Source organism: Enterococcus sp. 5H (assembly GCF_028128615.1).
Taxonomy (GTDB): domain Bacteria; phylum Bacillota; class Bacilli; order Lactobacillales; family Enterococcaceae; genus Enterococcus_L.
Genome location: NZ_AMDP01000025.1, coordinates 1 through 16,626 on the forward strand (window position 1 = coordinate 1; position 16,626 = coordinate 16,626).

General features: G+C 33.2%; 16 protein-coding genes and 1 rRNA gene. 4 read left to right on the forward strand and 13 right to left on the reverse strand.

The features are described 5' to 3' along the window. The 4 genes from C240_RS10815 to C240_RS10830 form a co-directional block, all read right to left on the reverse strand. Nucleotides 1–1,039 (reverse strand): 16S ribosomal RNA (locus C240_RS10815); the annotation flags it as partial. 559 nt (nucleotides 1,040–1,598) lie between these two features. After that, on the reverse strand, nucleotides 1,599–2,102 hold the full coding sequence (locus C240_RS10820; protein WP_271495452.1) for a GNAT family N-acetyltransferase: 504 nt from the start codon (nucleotides 2,100–2,102) through the stop codon (nucleotides 1,599–1,601). 68 nt (nucleotides 2,103–2,170) lie between these two features. Next, complete coding sequence (locus C240_RS10825; protein WP_271495455.1) at nucleotides 2,171–2,542, reverse strand: hypothetical protein; 372 nt, start codon at nucleotides 2,540–2,542, stop codon at nucleotides 2,171–2,173. A gap of 64 nt (nucleotides 2,543–2,606) precedes the next feature. Beyond that, entirely contained in the window at nucleotides 2,607–2,975 is a 369-nt protein-coding gene (locus C240_RS10830; protein ID WP_271495458.1) for a CvfD/Ygs/GSP13 family RNA-binding post-transcriptional regulator, read from the reverse strand. 193 nt (nucleotides 2,976–3,168) lie between these two features. Here C240_RS10830 and C240_RS10835 point away from each other — a divergent pair, with 193 nt between their 5' ends. Next, nucleotides 3,169–4,335, forward strand: coding sequence for a MalY/PatB family protein (locus C240_RS10835; protein WP_271495461.1), 1,167 nt, complete (start codon nucleotides 3,169–3,171; stop codon nucleotides 4,333–4,335). Between the two features lie 53 nt (nucleotides 4,336–4,388). Here the strand turns inward: C240_RS10835 and C240_RS10840 are convergent, their stop codons facing one another. After that, nucleotides 4,389–4,976 carry a peptidylprolyl isomerase gene (locus C240_RS10840; RefSeq protein ID WP_271495464.1) on the reverse strand — a complete coding sequence of 196 codons (588 nt, stop codon included), beginning with the start codon at nucleotides 4,974–4,976 and terminating at the stop codon, nucleotides 4,389–4,391. 225 nt (nucleotides 4,977–5,201) lie between these two features. Here C240_RS10840 and C240_RS10845 point away from each other — a divergent pair, with 225 nt between their 5' ends. After that, the gene (locus C240_RS10845; protein ID WP_271495467.1) at nucleotides 5,202–6,257 is read left to right on the forward strand and encodes an NAD(P)/FAD-dependent oxidoreductase; all 1,056 of its coding nucleotides are present in this window, start codon (nucleotides 5,202–5,204) and stop codon (nucleotides 6,255–6,257) included. A 96-nt stretch (nucleotides 6,258–6,353) separates the two neighbouring features. Here the strand turns inward: C240_RS10845 and C240_RS10850 are convergent, their stop codons facing one another. Beyond that, a complete protein-coding gene (locus C240_RS10850; protein WP_271495470.1) occupies nucleotides 6,354–6,596 on the reverse strand; it encodes a DUF1450 domain-containing protein in 243 nt (80 codons plus the stop codon). Between the two features lie 85 nt (nucleotides 6,597–6,681). Here C240_RS10850 and C240_RS10855 point away from each other — a divergent pair, with 85 nt between their 5' ends. Then, nucleotides 6,682–7,188, forward strand: coding sequence for a phosphatidylglycerophosphatase A family protein (locus C240_RS10855; protein WP_271495473.1), 507 nt, complete (start codon nucleotides 6,682–6,684; stop codon nucleotides 7,186–7,188). Nucleotides 7,189–7,987: 799 nt separating this feature from the next. Here the strand turns inward: C240_RS10855 and C240_RS10860 are convergent. Together C240_RS10860 and C240_RS10865 are read right to left on the reverse strand one after the other, a co-directional pair. After that, on the reverse strand, nucleotides 7,988–8,854 hold the full coding sequence (locus tag C240_RS10860; protein ID WP_271495477.1) for a hypothetical protein: 867 nt from the start codon (nucleotides 8,852–8,854) through the stop codon (nucleotides 7,988–7,990). Between the two features lie 215 nt (nucleotides 8,855–9,069). Continuing rightward, on the reverse strand, nucleotides 9,070–9,810 hold the full coding sequence (locus tag C240_RS10865) for a hypothetical protein (protein ID WP_271495479.1): 741 nt from the start codon (nucleotides 9,808–9,810) through the stop codon (nucleotides 9,070–9,072). A 373-nt stretch (nucleotides 9,811–10,183) separates the two neighbouring features. Between C240_RS10865 and C240_RS10870 the strand changes: the two genes are divergently transcribed. Next, a complete protein-coding gene (locus C240_RS10870; RefSeq protein WP_271495482.1) occupies nucleotides 10,184–10,789 on the forward strand; it encodes a YitT family protein in 606 nt (201 codons plus the stop codon). A 156-nt stretch (nucleotides 10,790–10,945) separates the two neighbouring features. Here C240_RS10870 and C240_RS10875 read toward each other — a convergent pair whose 3' ends face one another. The 5 genes from C240_RS10875 to C240_RS10895 form a co-directional block, all read right to left on the reverse strand. Then, nucleotides 10,946–11,665: a potassium channel family protein gene (locus C240_RS10875; protein WP_271495484.1), complete on the reverse strand. Its 720-nt coding sequence runs from the start codon at nucleotides 11,663–11,665 to the stop codon at nucleotides 10,946–10,948. A 698-nt stretch (nucleotides 11,666–12,363) separates the two neighbouring features. Next, nucleotides 12,364–14,607, reverse strand: a complete 2,244-nt coding sequence (locus tag C240_RS10880) for a hypothetical protein (RefSeq protein ID WP_271495487.1) — start codon at nucleotides 14,605–14,607, stop codon at nucleotides 12,364–12,366. A 202-nt stretch (nucleotides 14,608–14,809) separates the two neighbouring features. After that, nucleotides 14,810–14,989, reverse strand: coding sequence for a hypothetical protein (locus C240_RS10885; protein ID WP_271495490.1), 180 nt, complete (start codon nucleotides 14,987–14,989; stop codon nucleotides 14,810–14,812). A gap of 82 nt (nucleotides 14,990–15,071) precedes the next feature. Further along, a complete protein-coding gene (locus C240_RS10890) occupies nucleotides 15,072–15,452 on the reverse strand; it encodes a hypothetical protein (protein ID WP_271495493.1) in 381 nt (126 codons plus the stop codon). Nucleotides 15,453–15,466: 14 nt separating this feature from the next. Then, nucleotides 15,467–16,626, reverse strand: a 1,160-nt coding sequence (locus C240_RS10895) for a hypothetical protein (protein WP_271495496.1), incomplete at its 5' end; no start/stop codon positions are given.

A 16,626-nucleotide genomic window follows, 5' to 3' on the forward strand; every position in this document is an offset into this window, starting at 1 on the left:
TCTATCTCTAGAGTGGTCAAAGGATGTCAAGACCTGGTAAGGTTCTTCGCGTTGCTTCGAATTAAACCACATGCTCCACCGCTTGTGCGGGCCCCCGTCAATTCCTTTGAGTTTCAACCTTGCGGTCGTACTCCCCAGGCGGAGTGCTTAATGCGTTTGCTGCAGCACTGAAGGGCGGAAACCCTCCAACACTTAGCACTCATCGTTTACGGCGTGGACTACCAGGGTATCTAATCCTGTTTGCTCCCCACGCTTTCGAGCCTCAGCGTCAGTTACAGACCAGAGAGTCGCCTTCGCCACTGGTGTTCCTCCATATATCTACGCATTTCACCGCTACACATGGAATTCCACTCTCCTCTTCTGCACTCAAGTCTCCCAGTTTCCAATGACCCTCCCCGGTTGAGCCGGGGGCTTTCACATCAGACTTAAGAAACCGCCTGCGCTCGCTTTACGCCCAATAAATCCGGACAACGCTTGCCACCTACGTATTACCGCGGCTGCTGGCACGTAGTTAGCCGTGGCTTTCTGGTTAGATACCGTCAAGGTAAGAGCAGTTACTCTCCTACTTGTTCTTCTCTAACAACAGAGTTTTACGATCCGAAAACCTTCTTCACTCACGCGGCGTTGCTCGGTCAGACTTTCGTCCATTGCCGAAGATTCCCTACTGCTGCCTCCCGTAGGAGTCTGGGCCGTGTCTCAGTCCCAGTGTGGCCGATCACCCTCTCAGGTCGGCTATGCATCATGGCCTTGGTGAGCCGTTACCTCACCAACTAGCTAATGCACCGCGGGTCCATCCATCAGTGACACCCGAAAGCGTCTTTCAAATCAACACCATGCGGTGTCGACTATTATGCGGTATTAGCACCTGTTTCCAAGTGTTATCCCCCTCTGATGGGCAGGTTACCCACGTGTTACTCACCCGTCCGCCACTCCTCTTTCCAAATGAGTGCAAGCACTCGGCAGGAAAGAAGCGTTCGACTTGCATGTATTAGGCACGCCGCCAGCGTTCGTCCTGAGCCAGGATCAAACTCTCATAATAAAAGTTGAACACAATCTTGCGATTGTTAAGCTCATTTGTTTGCTAGCATATTGCTTCGCTTGTTAAAAATTGTTATTTGTTTTTACCGTTGTAAAAACAACCTACACATTTGGTTCGTCTTACTTTGTTCAGTTTTCAAAGGTCTACGTTGTTACCTTGCAGCAACTTTTATATCATATCAAATCTTCGATTTGATGTCAACACTTTTTTTCAAAAGTTTCAAAGTTTTTTCTGCTTGATGTTATCGAATGTTTTGTGACAACTTCATTATTTTATCAGGTTGCTTGTTATTTGTCAACAACTTTCTTCCTGATTTTTCAAGTTTTTTTGAAACTTGAAATGTTATTCTATTTTCACCACTCGGCATGTTTCATCCGTGCCTTGCGACAAGATATAATATAACAAGTTTTTCTTTATAGGTCAACTACTTTTTATAAAAAAATTAAAAAAATTTTTCAGCACTTTTCCCCTGAATTTTTAATTCTTCGCTTTTGTAAGGATTTATACTTTAGTTATAATTTTTTTGGTTGGATTTAAGTTAAATGACGATTGTTTCTTTTTAAATGCAAGAAAATAGTTCGAATATTATTCCATTTGAATCTTGCGCTTTCCCAATTTGTTTAAAACCATTATTCTTATAAAAGTTAACTAGGTTCTTATTACTTGCCAAGCAATCTAAACGCAGTTCTAATCCTTGAGTTCTAAATTGATTTTTTAAAGCAGTTAGCAGTGCTTCCCCATAATTTTTTCCTCTATAATATGGACGAATGATTACACGATGAATATAGACAGCTTTTTTATCAGGTCTAAAATTTTTCCATAATTGCTGATCCCACTCTGTTGGCTTTTTCCATGCAGCCGCCATTCCTACTAATTCTTTCTCACTATTATAGAAGAAAAAGACTTCGCCTCTTTCTACAGCTTCAGCTAAACCATGCTTATCTTCACCAGTCAAAACATCTGACCACTGTGAACTCCCTTGTTCTTTTAACCACTCTGCTGCTTCTTTTAGTATATCCAGCGCTTTTTTACCTTCATCATTTTTAGCTTGTATTAAATTCATCGTATTATTCCTCCTAATAAAAAAAGAGACAAGAAAATTTCCCTGCCTCTTCTATGTAACTAATTTTTTTAGAACATTGGAACTCCTTCAATATCATAAGAAGCTAATAAATTTTTTAACTCAGATGGTTTTTCCCAAACATATGCATTGTTAATAGTAGAAACTATATTTTCTTCATTCATTTCAAAGACAAACAAAGGCATATTCTCAGCATCTGTGTGAGCATTGGTTAACTCGACTAAATTAATTGAAGCTACATCTAGCTGAATTTCTTCTTTGAATACTTGTAGCATACTCGCTAATCCTGTCATATTCTCAGAAACTTTTGTTGTAACAAACTCCATTGAATCAGCAACTGGATGAACAAGAAACTTTTTAGAACCATCATTTAGATTCAGCATAATAGTGCCAGCGACTTTTTTGTTAGACAAAACATCCACCTCAATTAATTTTTGTTTTCATAAACTACGGAAATTGTACCACATTTTCTGAAAAAAAACAGAATTATTTCTCAAGCAATTTATCCATGGCCTCATCCGACCAGACAGGCAGCTCTTTTTCTAACGTTGCAAAGCCTATTTTCTTATTTTTGTTAGTAAAATATCTTTTTCGACGATTATTCGGTTGTTGTATATGATTTTCTAGTGTCCTTAATGACAGACTGATTTTTTGAGAATATTCGTCAATATCAATTACTTGCACTTGAACTTTCTGGCCTACAGTAAGTAAACTATGTATATTTTTGGTATATCCTGCTTGAACTTCTGAGACATGAATCAGTCCTTGAACCTCATCACTTAGAGAAACAAACGCACCGTATGGCTGTAGTCCAGTAATTGTTCCGTCAAGTATCATTCCTATCTTGTATTCCATCCGACTCTCCTCTTTTCATCTTCCTTACTAAAATTAGAAACAGTTGGGCTCATTTAAAATAATAGCATGTTCTATTCGATTGTGCATGAATTTATTTTTACTATAGATATTATGGTTCATATTTCGGTGAAACTCTATTATACTATAGTTAAATCAAAATATACGAAATTTTTTTCTAGGAAGGATGAATTGAATGACCGAATTTGATACAGTCTATAATCGACGCGATACAAATTGTTCCAAGTGGGATTCCATCAAAGAAACATACGGAGAAGATGGTTTACTTCCTTTATGGGTAGCTGATATGGATTTCAAAGCTAACCCTGCAGTAATAGATGCATTAAAGAAAACAGCTGAGCAAGGTATATTAGGTTATTCTCAAGCACCTGATTCATTATACGAAGCTATTCAAAGTTGGCAAAAACGGCATCACAATTATTCATTTCCTAAAGAAGCAATTTTATTTAACAGCGGGGTAGTTCCCAGTCTTTCGATTGCGATTCAAGCATATACAAAGCCAGGAGATGCTATTTTAATTCATGATCCTGTCTACCATCCATTCGCCAAAGTCGTAGAGCAAAACAATCGAAAATTAGTCCGAAATGTTTTATTCGTTGAGGATGAGCATTTTGTTATGGATCTAGCTATAATGGAAGATCAGATAAAAAATGAAAATGTTCGTTTATTTATCTTATGTAATCCTCACAATCCTGGTGGTCGTGTTTGGACTAAAGCTGAGCTTGAAGCTGTTGGAAAATTATGTGCTAAATATGATGTCCTAATTATTAGTGATGAGATCCACCAAGATCTGGTTTTCGCACCACATGTCTTTACGACTTTTAACAATGTCCATCCTACATTTAAGGATTTTTCCATTACCTTGACTGCTGCTACTAAAACATTTAATTTAGCTGGGATTAAGAACTCCATGATTTTTATTGAAAATCCAGATTTACGGAAAAAATTTGTCAAAATCCAAGAACAAAATTTTCAAAATGAAATTAATACTTTTGGATATGTAGGTACTGAAGCGGCCTATCAGCACGGAGATATCTGGCTGGAAGACTTATTGGTTTATTTAAAAGAAAACATTGATACCGTAGCTGACTTCTTAAAAAATGAACTTCCTCAAGTGAAAATGATGCGCCCAGAAGGAACTTATTTAATTTGGCTGGATTTTTCTGAGCTTGGTTTAACAGACGCGCAGTTACAAAATCAATTGGTTCATAAGGGAAAAGTAGTACTAAATGCAGGTATCATTTTTGGTCCCCATGGAACAAAACACATGCGCTTAAATGCTGCTTGTCCAAAGGAGACTCTTGAAGAAGGACTCCGTAGAATCAAACTAGCTTTTGAATAGACTAAAAGTGAAGCATTTCCCATCTAATCAGGAAATTGCTTCACTTTTTCTTTTTATTCGCTAATTTCTACTTTATCGATTACTACATCAAAAGTTGGTCGATCTTGAGAATCTCTTTGAACACCACCGATTTCATCTACTACATCCATACCATCTACAACATGACCGAAAACAGTATGACGGAAATCTAACCATGGAGTTCCACCTTTTTTATACTCTTCGATAACTTCTGTAGGAAACCCTGCACCTTCCAATTGTCCCATCATATTTGCTGGTACATTTTGATTGTTAACGATGAAAAACTGACTACCGTTTGTATTTGGTCCAGCATTCGCCATTGATAGCGCGCCACGCAAATTAAAGACATCTTTTGAAAACTCATCTTCAAATGCTTCCCCATAAATACTTTCGCCGCCCATTCCTGTTCCGGTAGGATCGCCGCCTTGAATCATGAAATCAGGAATCACACGATGGAAAATCACACCGTCATAATAGCCTTTTTTTGCTAATTGAACGAAGTTTTCTACAGTTTTAGGTGCTTGTTCTGGAAAAAGTTGAACAGTAATATCTCCTCGATTGGTTTTTATTACCGCTTTAGGTCCTTTTGCATTTGCTAAATCTAATTGTGGAAATTCTGTCATAATTATTTCCTCCTACTTAATTTTTACTTACATATAATATCATAACGAACTTTATTTGAAAATTCCATTGTCTTTGAAAATCTTTTAAGAGAATTCATCTTTCACAAACTCTTACTTGCTTTTTTCTGTAACAAGTGCTATTTTGTGAAAAATGAGATACACTATCTTTAAGTTCATCATAATTGATGAACGCTTTTTTATAATAGAAACAGGAGGAAATAATCGATGTCTGATTCAAAAAATATTTATGATCTAACTATCGTCGGGGCTGGTCCAGTTGGACTTTTCGCCGCTTTTTATGCAGGAATTCGTAAAGCTAAAACAAAGATTATTGATAGTTTGCCTCAAATTGGCGGACAATTGTCTACGCTTTATCCTGAGAAATATATCTATGATGTTCCTGGTTTTCCAGCAATTAAAGCTAGTGAGCTAATCGAAAATTTAGAAAAACAAATTGCGCCTTTTGCACACGATACCTGTTTGGAAGAAGAGGTTAAAAATTTGGTGCAAGAAGATGGTTACCTTCGGATAGAAACATCGAAGGGTATTCATTATTCTAAAGCTGTAATTTTTGCTATTGGCAATGGCTCTTTCCAACCAAGACGGTTAACGCTGGATGGTGCTGAGGAGCTTGAGGGAAATCACGTTCATTACTATGTCTCAGATATGAATAAATTCTCTGGAAAAAAAGTTGCCATTGCCGGTGGCGGTGATTCTGCGATTGATTGGGCTTTAATGTTGGAACCTGTGGCTGAAGAAGTTTCAATTATTCATCGCCGTCCAGAATTTCGCGGTCACGAGCATAGCGTAGACAACTTGAAAAATTCTGAAGTTTCTATTTTCACGCCTTATGTTATCGATCAACTTTTGATAGAAGATAACGAGTTCAAAGGTATTCAATTAAAAGAAACAAAAGCAGATAATTTCGAGAAACTTGATTTAGATTCTTTAATTATTAATTATGGCTTTACTTCCTCATTAGGACATTTAAAAGATTGGGGTTTAGATGTTAGCCGTAATGCGATTGAAGTTAATTCTGATATGTCTACAAATATTCCTGGTGTTTATGCTGTTGGTGATATTTGTAACTATGAAGGTAAAGTAAAACTAATTGCAACAGGATTTGGTGAAGCACCTACTGCTGTTAATAATGCACTCCACTATATTAAGCCAGATGCTAGAACACAGCCTATGCACAGCACTAGTATGTTTGAAGGAAAAGAAGTAAAAATAAAAAAAAAGGCTGAGACAACAGCGTTTAGCTCCGAGAAATTGATGTGATCGGAACGAAGTGCAGTAGCTGCTTTTTTCTCACCGTTTATTCGGATCTAGTGAGTGAAACAAAACTGATTTTTAATTTTGTCTCACTCACATTTTTTATCCCATTTCTTCTTGCCAATTTATAATGGCTTTTTTTATATTTTCAATCAATTCTTCTGGTGTGTCGCCAATAATCCGTTCTCCTTCAAAAAGAACAAAAAAATTCTGAGCACAAAGAACGCATTCATTCATACAAGAATATGTGATTACATCGCTGTTTTCTTCTATAAATGGGTCACTTAACAACAGTTCTCCACCTTTGACTAAATTTTGTTCACAGCATTCTATTAACGGATCCATTTACCTTCTCCTTGCATTTTTGTCTTTAGTTAGTATACCATTATTGTGTTCTAAGTATAAAAATGACGCATTGGAGGTTTTATTTGTGGTTATAAAAGGTGAAACATTAGAAAATAAGGCACGACAATTATTGAAAGATCGCGGAGTTAAAATTGAGGATTTGGCTGAACTAGTTTTATTTTTACAAAAACCCTATATCGATGACCTTGACGAGGCAACTTGCATTGAACATATTGATAGTGTGCTATCCAAACGAGAAGTGCATAATACTATTATTACTGGAGTTCAACTAGACATTTTAGCTGAAGAAAAAAAATTGCTCAATCCTCTTCAAGAAATTATAGAAGAAGATGAAGGTCTTTACGGTATAGATGAAATATTAGCACTTTCTATCGTAAATGTGTATGGTTCCATCGGCTTTACTAATTATGGCTATATCGATAAAGTAAAACCCGGAATTCTGGCTAAACTAAATTCCCATGAAGGTCCTGAAGTTCATACGTTTCTAGATGATATTGTTGGAGCGATTGCTGCAGCAGCTGCTAGTAGACTAGCACATTCACAGCCTGATAAAAGTCGAATTACACAATAATAATTATATTGAAGGAAGATCTTATGACTTAATTTTTTTGATATATCACTAATAGTTTAGTTATTCTTCACTTTTAGCATCGTTTCAATTGCTTCAATAGTAAGTCTTCTATTATAATAAGTTTAAAGTATACGACATAACGTATACTTATGTTTAAAGCGACACTATAGGTATCAAGAATTCTCCTAATCTTAGATAAGCACATTTTTCAATTTTTGATTTTCTTCCCCAAAAGATAAATCAATTACCTATAGTGATCGCTTTATTCTTATCATGCCCAAATGTTCCGTCGAATTTTTCTCTCGACTTTAAGTGCAATTTAAGAGGAATATAAATGTAGATAGAAGTAAAAAATAAAAAAACGGTATCAGAATTCTTTCCAATACCGTTGTATCATTCAATAAGTAAACGCTGGCATGTTCACTGTTACCTGTATTTTTAGGGGTAGATATTTTCCTAAAAATTGAGTACAATGAATCATGTCAGTGCTTTTGCATTGACGACGGGCAACTTGATTGGTCAGTGTCTGCTGACTTTTCAGGGCTTCGGAGTTTGGCGGCCACCAAACTTTGAAGTGCCTTTTTATTTTATTATTTTACTTCTATCATGTACTCATTGTACAAGATGAGTGAATGTTTCGTCAATAATGATTCTTGTTTATTTTTTTGTTTAAATTCCGTCTTTCTTCTTGTATTCTAGTTAAAAATCATAAAAAGAACTACTTATAATTATTTTCTCCTTATTAATAAATACAATTAATTGAATAATAATTCATCTAATTAATATAAATTCTGCTGATCTATTTATTTGCAGAAACTGCCATTTTAACAGCTTGTACTGCGTCAAAATGCTGAATTGTGTATACAGTTGTCCCTTGTTGCCAAACTACTGAATTGGTTTGATAAAAATCGCTTGTACCTGCAGCTAAAGAAATTTGACCAACATTTTGAGGTGCCGGCAACATAGCTGTTTCTAAATAAGCAACTACTTCTTTGGCTAAAGGTTCCACAACTTCTCCTTCAACATTTGATGCTCGCACAACCAAACTCCAATTTCCTTCTTGCCATGATAGATAACTCGAACCCGCTGCTCCTTGCTGATACCCTGTAATACCATAGCCTAAATCAATTTTACTTCCAGCAGTATCAATAACCTGTGCAACTTCATTAGCTGCTTCATCAGCTGAACTATATATTTGTTTTTCAAATAAAGCAATTGGTTGAAGATCGTTTAAAGCAGTGTCGTTGACAGAAATTGCTTGATTTTCAGCATAGTATAGAATTCTAAAGTTCGCTTGATCGGATGTCTTGGTTGTCGCAGCACTAAGATAACCCGGTGTTTTACTCGTTAATATTGCTTGTGGTAAAGGATTAGTTGGAAATGAAGTCGTTAACTGATTCAACACTGTTTCTGCTTGATTTTCTTGTGGCGTTTTATCTGATTGACTCTGATTAGTCTTTGTTTCGGTTGTTGCTACTGATGAATCTTTTGTTTCACTTGATGTTGTATTTAATGTTTTACTACTACTAGTTGACGTGCTTTTTTGGCTTGTTGTTTCGGTCGTTTTCGTTGAAGATGAGCTTGTAACTGTCTTGCCTTTCCCACTACATGCAGCTATTGATATACCTACAAGTAATAACGTAGAATAAATTATGATTTTTTTCATATTTTCCCCTCCTAAACCATCTTTTATTTCAGTTTATCATCAAATAATGGATTACTCACATTATATGATTATGCTGAACCATTTATTAGTAGCATGCTATTCCATTTTTTTAATCAGTACATATAGGTTTCTTCAAAATTAACACCAATTTATACAAAAAAATAATATAAAGAGCTAAGAAATTATCCCCTTAGCTCTTTACATTTAAATTTCAATTATTTATTAGGCACATATATATAATCTAAAATTTTGCCGTTTTTATCAACATATGCGACAACCATCCAATCCTCATCAGAGACTGCTGGTCTAGAAATAGCATAAGAATCTTTTGTTCCGGCAACTTTTTCTACTTTTGCTTCTACGAAATCTTTCAAACCTTGTGGCTTTTCAGCTGAGTATGATCCTACTTCTAATTTAGCTGTCGACAACATTTTAGGAATACGTACGATAGAAACGCCGTTATTCATATATTTACCGCTCGCTTCTGGGAAATATTTACCACGTTTAGCCGGAACTGTGTTTTTAACACTTAATGGTTGATACACAAATGTATAATCCAAAACATTACCATCTTGATTAGCATAAGCAATCGCCATTATTGCATTTTGCGAAATCTTTTCACGCGATACAACTGAAACTCCTGAACCGATTGTATTTACTTTGGCTTCTACAAAATTTCCTAATTTCACATTTCCTGATAATTCATAGCCAAGAAATTCTCCGATGACTACTTTAGAACCTTCAGGTTGCTCAGATAAATTAATAGCTGCTGTAAATACTGAATCATGATCAAGATACTGAGCCTTAAATGGAAAGTACTTTCCTGACGTACTTGGTGAACTTTGTTCGACTTCCACAGAATCTCCTGCAGCAGCAGATACGCTTTGTACGCTGACACCTACTGATATACAGATTAGCGCACTAGCAACAACATATTTCAAAAATTTTTTTTTCATAATTAACCCCTCTTTCTGAAGTTATTATACCTAAAAGTAATATAAAAATCAATATAAGTTAAAAATACATTCATAGAAACTTATTACAGTTAAATACCCTTGAATTTTAGGAAACTATAAGACCAACGAAATTATAGTATAAAATAATTTTTTAGCGGAAATCTTTCTCTTTCATTAATTGTCTCAAACAAATGTGTAACCCATCTAATTTAGAATACTCACACTCATTTTATAAATTTTTCTTAAAATAAGTATTGTAAAATGTTTTCAAATAGAACCTAATTGACTCTCATTATAATATCCGCTAATCTTTATTAAATAATAAAATTCTATCTGTGTTTGTTATTTAAATTCTGGTGGGGGTGCGGCACTTTTGTTAAATCAAGTAAAACATTTTCTTTTAGTCATAGTTGGGGTACTTTGGATTTGTCTATCGCTTAATATTTTTTTACTGCCTCATCAAATTGCTTCCGCTGGTGTAGGATCAATTGGCTATTTGCTGGAAAATTTATTCACTATCGATCGGAATATTATTGTATTTTTGATTAATAGTATTATGCTATTTCTAGCTTTCATTTTTTTAGAACGGAAGATTTTTTTTAATACAGTTATTGGAAGTTTGGTTTTCCCTGTTATTCTGTGGATCATGCCAGAATTTATGCTTTTAGAATCTTATAAAGCCTCGTTAGTTATGGGAAGTCTTTTCTTCAGTTTTGGAATCTTTTCTCTTTATTCTATTGGTGCATCTAATGGTGGAGTAACTATTCCTCCTTTGATTTTTGAAAAATACTTTAATTTGAATAAAGCAGTTGGCGTGTTTCTCACTAACATGGCTATAATTTTATTGAATCTTCTTGTATTTGGTGTTCGCGAAGCAATTGTATCAGGAATTTCAATTTGTTTAATTACAATATTTATAAATGCTTTCTATTCTTTTCCAGCTACTAATTGGAGCTTTAAAACGAAAAAAATCGATTGAATAGAACTCCAAGACACCTTATGCAGGTAATCAAAAAAAGAAGGGCGAAAATCTTTTTATGATTTTCACTCTTCTATTTTTTATCTTCGGAATTATTACTTAAGCTCTTTCCAACATTTATCTGCACTATAAATTAGTATTCCGAAATTAGTAAATCTAGGGTTTTTCTTCTAATTTTTTTGATAAATCTTCTACTAACTTAGATAATTCGTCTACTTTATTATTTATCTGTTGTAAATCTTCTCCATTTAAAGCTGAATTTTTTGTATTTGTTTTTCTATCCTTAAAATAGTTAGTTATTGTAGATGTTAGCATACCAATAAATCCTATCCCAAACAACATTGTTATTGAAGCAATAATTTTACCCCAGCCGGTTTTTGGAACAATATCTCCATAACCTACTGTTGTCATGGTAACAATACTCCACCAAATGCTATCTTCATAGCTAATGCTTTCAACTATACTAAAAAAGCCACTACCTACAAATACTATACAAGTACTCGCATATAATGCGTAAATAAACCCATTTCTATATAAAATACTATTTTTGTTATGTCCTAATTTTGCTAATAAATTTATAACTCTAAATATTCTATTTGATTTTGCTAAAATACCGATATTTAACAAACCTAAGGGTATTATTGCCAATAAATTAAAAAAGTTGTTGATAAAATATTTCTTTTTATTTTCTGCCAGTACAAATCTTACTATATAACTTATGGTAAACATAATTAGAATAGACGTATCTATTATATTAAACGGATAACTCGTTATATCAATAACTCCAGCTAAACTTAAAATAAATAGTATTATCCAAAAAAATGTTATGATGAAATCGCTGATTATATAAAGTTTATGTATTAATTCCTTATTCAATTTATTTGCCTCCTTTTTCACTATTTTACCATCATTTTAGCATCCATAGCTAGGTTGAACCTATCGATAAAGCTTATCTTGCATTCTACTGTCAGACTTCTGAATTACTCAAAATAAAAAAAGATACCACGTACATTCTTTTCGAAACGTCTTTCAACGTCAAGAATGTACTGGTATCGTGGGTTTGGCACCCAATGGGTCGTAAGGGGCTCGAACCCATGACCCGCTGATTAAGAGTCAAAAATAACTTGATTTATTCTTGTAATTATTTTTCAATACACTATTTCAGTGTATATATTATATAAAATATATAGATTACCATCAAATTGAAGGATAGCTTTAGTCTTCATTATATAACAATATATAACCTGTTTTACAGTAATTATTAATGTACACTACACGGAAAACGGGTGTTAGATAGCAAAAATTTTTCATATTTCTACACGCTCTATCAAATTCCTTAGCTCATATTTCAATTTAGTAATTTCAAAGACTTAATGCTTCCTAATACATATTCTTTATCTCAACAATTTTAATGTTAATTAAATAATTATCTCTAACTTATTTACAGATTATTGATTAAAAAATTTTTACAACCATCTTTTTAGTAAAAACTAATTTTGAAACATGAGCAAAAACATTAATACGCAAATGACATTTCCAATTTCCCCTATGGATTGTTGGTGATTAATTGGTGCTCAATAAGTTGGAATTAATTCAAGCCAGCGCTTTAAATAATTACGTTCTAAACACAATTTTTTTATTATTTCCTCCTCTGAATCATTAGATTGTTCATAACTTTTTTGAAATAGCTCTTCATTAAGATCTTCAACTTCTTTAAAACATACATTATTTTTAGTTAAAAATTGTTTTAATTTTTCCATTTTATTAGGTTTATGAGAATGCAATCCGATATATCCCATATAAGGAATACATACAATTTCACCAAAATTATTATATCTATAAATAACCCCATTCAACAACACATTACCGCTTCTATCTTTAGGATAGAAAAAAACCACCCCGATTATCTCATTTCTCCATCTTTCAATAGTTTTCATTGCATCATCTACTCCGCTATAAGTTTCTTGGTCAGAGTATCTAATATTTTTCCGCACATTTCTTAAAAATTCATGATTATTTTTCATTCCTGAAACGTCCCTAAAGATATCCATAATATCACTCATTGTTGTATTATATTGTTGTAAAAGAATTTCAAATTCTGTTATTATTTTATAACTCAAAGAACAATTTAGTACTAATTTAGAATCTTCAATGATCAATATCTTTAAGTCCGTAATTACACGATTGAAATATTTTTCAAATGCCTCATAAAAATTTGTACCTTCATATTTAGTATATTTTAGTTTATGAGAAAAGCCATTCTCCCACATCCGCATAAATAAAAATTTTTGATTTAACTTTTTATGGTATAAGACTCTTTCAAGCTGATTAAATAGTAAATCAAGTTTCACTGATGATATATCATACCGTTCTTTAAATTCTAAAACTAAATTTGAAAAGTCTGATTTATGCAGTTCTCCTAACAATTTCAAATTCTCAATTAAAACATCAAAAAAGTTGTTAAATAGCTCTTTATAATCTTCTGTTAATTTTTGATAAAATTCAGATTGCCACAAATATACAAATAATATAGACTCAGATAGTTCAACATTTCTTTCTTTCATTTTTTTTACAAGTAAATTTCTATTATTTCCTCGTACTGAGCAGTATCCTTTTAGTAATTCAAAAAAATCATTATACAGTCTCTTACCTTGATTCGAAGACTTAACGAAAAATTCGTACATAGATAAATTTTTACATAGTACATAAGAAGTAATATAGTCTGAATATATTTCTTTAAAAAGAATCCCATTCCCTAAATTCAAAATCAAAAATGTTGTTACACCACTCTCAAGAAAAAAGGATTTATTTCTGTTAATCATTCCACTAATTTCTATAACTGAACATTTATCTAATTCATCTATACAGACATTTACTCTTAGATTCAAATCACTTTGCATTTTTTTTAGTATATCCGTAAATTTTTTCTTCTTATATTGAAAAGTCAATTTATGTGTTATCATACTTGACCCAGTACAATTTACTCCTGTTTTAGAATGATTGATTTGGCTTCGTCCAATTGAAATATTTGAAGCAAACACTGGTGACACAACACTAATTCTTTCTGAAGCGTCAATATTGCTTTTTCTTCCTTGTTCCTCAGATTCGTACTCTTCTATTATCTTATTATCAACAACCTCGGCATCAAAAATTTGTTGCAATTCCAACAACTCATATTGATACGATTCATATTGATACCACTTACTCAACTCTACTATCTTTTCCTTATCTCTTTCTATTGCAACTTGTATTTTTCTATTTTCAGGATAGTTTTGCTTATTTTTCCAAATTCTTTTTTTGAATAAATTTTCTATTCTCTTTTGTAGTTCATAATTTTTATCATTATATTTTGCTATTTCTCTTTTGAGCGCATCACTTGCCCATTTTTCATTTGGTGGAACCTGAATTTGAACACATCTTAGTTTCTTTATTAATTGCACTTCGTCTAATTCTTTTGTTTCGTCCCACACCAGTTGCATTCCAAGATAAGAAGGATATCTGTAGTGTTCAATTATTTGTTTGATTTCTAATTTCATTTGATTAATCAAACTTTCTAATATGTATGAATAGAACTCAGCATCTTCTAAGTATTCTGGAACATCTATAACTATTATGTTGCTGTATTTTTTTTCTAAAATTTCATGTTTCGCATAATTCTTTAAAGTCGTTTTCCCTACCCCTCTATTTCCATATACAATATTGATACCGTAACCATTTTCGAATAAATATTCAAGTTGTTTTACTATATTTTTTTCACTCTTAGTAAATGTAAATCTGTCCCTGTTTTCATAAGAAAATGGCGATGTTATATCTATCAAAAAAAAACCTCCTCATACTATGTCATTAAAAATAACTATTTTATATGTTTCAACAGCTTTAGCTTATTGTGATATAAATGTTAGTTTACAATACTTTGTCCATAAACATACTTCAATTAATAAAAAAGCCTCCTTAATGGATTAAAAAGAACACTCGGTATCGGAGGAACCGAGTGTCTGACAAGCATAAAAAGTCCCCTGCTTAATATTCTTGTCTAACTGTGTTGTACGTCATTTCTGAAATCTTATCTCCAGTTACTTTAACTACTAATAGAACTCTTATTTCTGATCCATTTTGAATACAGTTCAATAAAACTGTGTACTGATCTTTTTCGCCATCTATCGGTTGAAAAATACTTTTAACCCCACTCTTAAGAGTCAAAAATATCCGTTTTTTTAAGTAGAAATACTGTTTCCAACACCTTCTTTGTGTATATATTATTTATTTTACTAATAAATTACTTCTATAAAAATGACTTTTCAGACAATAAAATTTCTCGTACAAAAATATTTTTACAAACAATGTTTAGCGTCATTATTGACAGATCTACTTTACACTGAATAAAAGCGTCGTCTTCATTATATTCATGAAGTGTTATATCTTGACCATAATATCCTAGTTGTCCACCACGCATATCTCGCACATTATCTATCCCCCTCCAATTAGCATCTGTTTCGTATGAAACTTTATAACAAGATTGAAATGAAATTTCCCAACATTTCTCTTCACTATTTTCTACAAAGATACTTAGTTCATCTCCAAAATTATATGTTTGAACATCAAGTATAGCCATATCTTGATATTCAGTTTTCTCAATTTCATTTTGCTTTTTAGTAATATCCATAGTTAATCTCCTTCTTATTTTTTATTCCACGGAATATGTCCATCTGGACTTTTTCTATCAACTATATTTCCTTCTAAATCAAGAGGATTCCTATTAGAATCAAATACATGTATATGGTCATAATTAGTTACTTTATCTGGTGGATCAATTCTTACTCTGAAGTTTCCATTTTCATCTTTAATATGGATGCGCCCATTATTGTCATGGAATTCCCAATCTTTTGGAATACTATTTTTTAATTCATCAATTGTCATTTGAGCAATTTCTCTAGGTTTTAATTTACTTAAATCAAAACTTTCGGGTATTTTCGTGTATGAGTAATTCCCCTTGCTTTTACTTCTGTCCAGAGTATAGTTTTTCCCGTTTTTACTTCCTTGCAAAACATCTGGTTTTTTAGATGTATCGTTAAAAGCTTTGTTTCCTGCATATGATCCACCTACCAAACCTAAAACATCAAAAACTGTTTTAGTGTGTGCTGCGTACTGGAATTTCCACTTTTCTTCATCCGTTATTGGCAAGCCTGTATGTGGATTTACACCCATTTGAGCGAGTCTTATATACTTTTCTAACACAACATTTTCAGGATCGTTAGGCTGAACAAGGTCGGCTTCAGTTAGCCCATGTTCCGCTAACGTATTCGCTTTGGTTGCTTCTGCTTTCTTCAGTTCTTCTTGTTTCATTTTTTCTCGTTTTTCCCAACGATCGTTTATTGGTTTTGCCCAGGTCATATCAAGTCTTGTGATATCAAAGGAACCTGTAGAGGCATTCCATGCTTTACAATCTTGTACTTGTGCTAAACCATTGTTTAATTCACTTTGTGACGATTGATAGTCCGTAAAGAAACTTGCTGACTGACCACTATACTCACGAAACTTTTCCAATTTCTCTTGTCGCTTCTGCATCGCTTGATACGCATTCATCGAACGTCTTTCTAGATCCGTTCGGTGTGTTTTCGCATCTCGAATGAGATCATCAATGGTATCTAACAGTGCTTTATAGTTGTCAATCTCAGCTACTAGCTGGTCTTCGTCCAGATCAGAACCATTGACCGTTGTCTGGTACTCACTTAAGAACTTCTTGTGTGCATTCGCTAAGGCTTCTCCTGTCATTATAATCGATTGACAAATTGGTGTATAGGCTACCATGAAGTAATTTTTTGCCGAATCATAGGCTT